This is a genomic window from Candidatus Erwinia dacicola, from assembly GCF_001756855.1.
Taxonomy (GTDB): Bacteria; Pseudomonadota; Gammaproteobacteria; order Enterobacterales; family Enterobacteriaceae; genus Erwinia; species Erwinia dacicola.
The window spans coordinates 1-3,601 of the sequence record NZ_MAYS01000275.1 but is presented as its reverse complement, the minus strand read 5'-3'; the positions used below and the strand labels follow the sequence as shown (position 1 = coordinate 3,601).

Below are 3,601 nucleotides of genomic sequence, written 5' to 3'. Positions count from 1 at the left end.
TCACGGTAGCCGTTACGGTAGGTCTCCCGCTCGTCACTGCGCTCATGAGGCTCTGCGTTGATGCGCTGAGTGACATCGGCCTCCATGATGCGGTTGAGCATAAATTCGGTGAGTTCACGCAGAAAGTCCTCGCCGCCGAGTTGCATCAGGGTGTTGCTGAATGTCATGCTGTTGTCGGCCATCGGTTGACTCCTTCTGAGATAATTGTCTAATTAACCATTACCTTACCGGATAAGCCAATGGCTCTCACCATCCTTCCAAATTTACACCACGTCCTAAGACTCTACCCTGGGCGGGACGAGATTATCATGCGCTACCGCAGCCACGGGACGAAGCAGGAGGAAGCACTGACGCTGAGCGGTGATGAATTTATGGCGCGTTTTTCCTGGCACGTGCCGGAGAAACGGTTCTGGATGGTGCGGTATTACGGTTTTTTGAGTCCGTCAAAACGGTCGGTGCTGGATGTGATGTATCCGCTGGCGTGCATTATGTGCGGCAAAATGATGTGTTTCAGCGGGCTGAAACGGGGACTGCGGGTTCCGAAACTGCTGGCCTGTCATGAGAAACTGGCGCAGATGAAAATTTGCGGTTAGGCGCGGATGCAGGGAAGATCCGTCCGGAAGGCAGAAAATACTTAAAAAATAGACAGCAAATTAGTGTCAGCGATGAAAATAGCGTTATTGATTGGTGGGAGTAAAACCAGAAAACCCCGCCAGTTTAGGCCAGTCGATAGATATTGCGGTTAGATTTTATTCGTTTTGGGGTTTTAATTCCTATCAATGAACTAGGCGCTGTGCGCGGACATACGATTGCAGACAAAATCGAATATCAGGCGCGTGTGCTGGTGCAGGTCGGCGATCTCCTGCCAGCTACCGCACCGGGGATTAACCTAGTGATAATCAATCACCGAAAAGGCGTCGTCGTATGAATAGGGGAAAAAGGGCAGCAGGTGAACCAAGTTAAAACTGGACTGCAGATGCTGCTGATAGAAGCGCGAGAAGGTGGTTAGGGTGGGGATCGGTATAGGCGATCAGCACCACATCGTTTGTCATCCCAGTGGGCTTTGCGCGGATGATGAATCTGCGCCCGCGCCTCGTCAATCAGCGTGTTCAGACGCTGTAGGTACGATTGCGGAAAGGAGTATTCATAGATTTTATCTAATAACTTATTGATAATATTCATTTTTATTTCGACTACCACCGCAGGTGAAAAATCAAGTGTTATTCCTCACTCTAGACGCTGGTCACAAAATCGTAACTTACATCAGTGGCAATTGTCGCTTTTTGCGCAACTAGCGCAGCAGCTCACCCCATTTTTTACTGGAATGAGCGCCGGACGGATGCGGATGCGTCGCAGGACTAACATCAGTAACGCATTAATCACTAACACGGCGGCGATGATCGTTAGGCTGCTGCGCGGATGCTGGTCAAAACGGGCAAGTTGATAGAACAGGGCAGAGAGTGAGTACGCCAGATCGATGCCCCACACAATAGAGAAGAGCATCCAGCGGGCGCTGCTTTCGCGCGCGATGGCCCCCATCACCGAGACACAAGGAACATACAGCAGCACGAAGATCAGGTAGCTGTAGGCGGCGGCATCGCTGGCAAATTTACTGTGCATGGTACCCATGACACCGCTGGTCATTTCGGCACCATCTTTACTAGCTTCAATCGGGTTCGCCAGTACGCTGAGGTTGAAAGTGGCCTGCAGGCTCTGCCAAGTTTGCACTGCGGCATCCTTAAGCTGAGCAATCAGGTTAAACTGCGCCGCGTCAAACGGCTGCCGCTGCAACGCTTCTGCGGTGTATAGCGTATTGAGCGTGCCGACAACCACCTCCTTCGCCATTGCCCCGGTCAGCAGCCCGACGGTCGCCTGCCAGTTATCTTGATGCACGCCAATCGGCGACAGCAGCGGGGTAAGCGTGCGACTGACGCTGGCAAGGGCCGAGTCGTTGAGATTACTGACCGGCTGACCGCTGAAGGTAAAACTGTTCAGCCCGCCAATCACCATGCTGACCAGCACAACCACTTTTCCCGCACGCAGCGCAAAGCCGCGCAGCCGCTGCCACGTTTGTAACAGCAGACTTTTAACGTGCGGAACGTGCCATGTGGGCAGCTCCATCACAAACGGGCTGACCGCGCCGCGCATCAGCGTATGCTTGAGCAGCATGCCGGTAGCGATAGCGGCACCAATGCCAAGCAGGTAAAGGCTGAATACCACCAGCGCCCCGCGCTGACCAAAGAAGGCCGCGGCAAACACCGCGAAGATGGCAAGGCGTGCACCGCAGGAGATAAATGGTGCCATCAGTACGGTAATCAGGCGCTCGCGCGGGGCATCAAGCGTGCGGGCGGCCATGACTGACGGGACATTGCAGCCAAAGCCGACAATTAGCGGCACGAAAGATTTCCCCGGCAGGCCGAGCACCTGCATCAGACGGTCCATTACAAAGGCGGCACGCGCCATATAGCCAGAATCTTCCAGCAGCGAGAGAAACAGGTACATCATGCCGATCTGTGGAATTAGCGGCATCACCGTATTGATACCACCGCCAATACCCTGCGCCAGAAACAGCGTCAGCCATTCTGGCAAGTGCAGCGTGATGCCCACCCACTGCGTACCCTGAATAAATAGCGCCGCCGATCCGAGGTCGAACAGTGGCTGAAGCGCACCGCCGAGATTAATGGCGAGGAAAAACATCACGTACATCACCAGCAGGAAGAAAGGCAGGCCAAGCCAGCGGTTCATCGTCAGGCGATCGAGATGCTGCGACACCCCCTTGCGCGTTCCCTGCTGCAGAATGGCTTGGCCGCACAGGGTTTCAATCGTCTGATAGCGGCTGCTGACGATGGTTTGCGCCACGTCTGCTCCTGTCTGCTGTGATACGGCGGGCAGCAGCCGGGCGGCATCCACGGCCTGCTGCTGGCTCCAGATATCCCCTTCCAGCATTTGCAGCGCCAGCCACTTTTTTTGCGCCGGCGAAAGGGCCGCCGCCATGGCCTCAGCCAGCTGTGTCACCGCCTGTTGCACCGCAGCAGGGTAGGCGACACTGATTTGCCTGCAGCGATGTGGGTAATGGTCAATAGCCTGTTTCAGTCGATCAATCCCGCGCCCGCGTGTGGAAACCAGCGGCACTACCGGGCATCCCAGCGCCTGCTCCAGCGCTGCAATGTCTATTTTGAGTTGCTGGCTTTCGGCAATGTCCAGCATGTTGAGCGCGATGATACAAGGCAGTCCCATCTCCAGCAACTGTAGCGTAAGGTAGAGATTGCGCTCCAGATTGCTGGCATCCACCACGTTGATCACCAGCGAAGCTTCCATGTTCAGCAGGTACTGACAGGCGATCTGCTCATCCAGCGATGCCTGCTCCGAAAGGGTAGTCAGCGAGTAACAGCCGGGCAGATCGACCAGCTTTACCTGATGCTGGGCGGTGGTAAAGCGCCCCTCTTTACGCTCAACCGTGACGCCTGCCCAGTTGCCGACGCGCTGGCGAGCTCCGGTCAGCTGATTAAACAGGGTGGTTTTGCCAACGTTTGGGTTACCGGTCAGGGCAAGAGTACAGCTTTTCAACATGTTTCATCCCCGGCTTCAATGGCTTCAATGG

The 3,601-nt window shown here is 55.2% G+C and carries 2 protein-coding genes and 2 pseudogenes; 1 reads left to right on the top strand and 3 read right to left on the bottom strand.

The features are described 5' to 3' along the window. Positions 1-182, bottom strand: a 182-nt coding sequence (locus BBW68_RS08265) for a transposase (RefSeq protein ID WP_186821247.1), incomplete at its 3' end; no start/stop codon positions are given. Between the two features lie 93 nt (positions 183-275). Between BBW68_RS08265 and BBW68_RS08260 the strand changes: the two are divergent. Continuing rightward, a pseudogene (locus BBW68_RS08260) lies at positions 276-593 on the top strand (transposase); the annotation flags it as partial. A 194-nt stretch (positions 594-787) separates the two neighbouring features. Here the strand turns inward: BBW68_RS08260 and BBW68_RS19705 are convergent. Then, positions 788-1,182, bottom strand: a pseudogene (locus BBW68_RS19705) (sugar phosphorylase); the annotation flags it as partial. Between the two features lie 81 nt (positions 1,183-1,263). Next, positions 1,264-3,567, bottom strand: a complete 2,304-nt coding sequence (gene feoB / locus BBW68_RS08250; protein ID WP_070134872.1) for a Fe(2+) transporter permease subunit FeoB — start codon at positions 3,565-3,567, stop codon at positions 1,264-1,266. Positions 3,568-3,601: the final 34 nt, after the last annotated feature.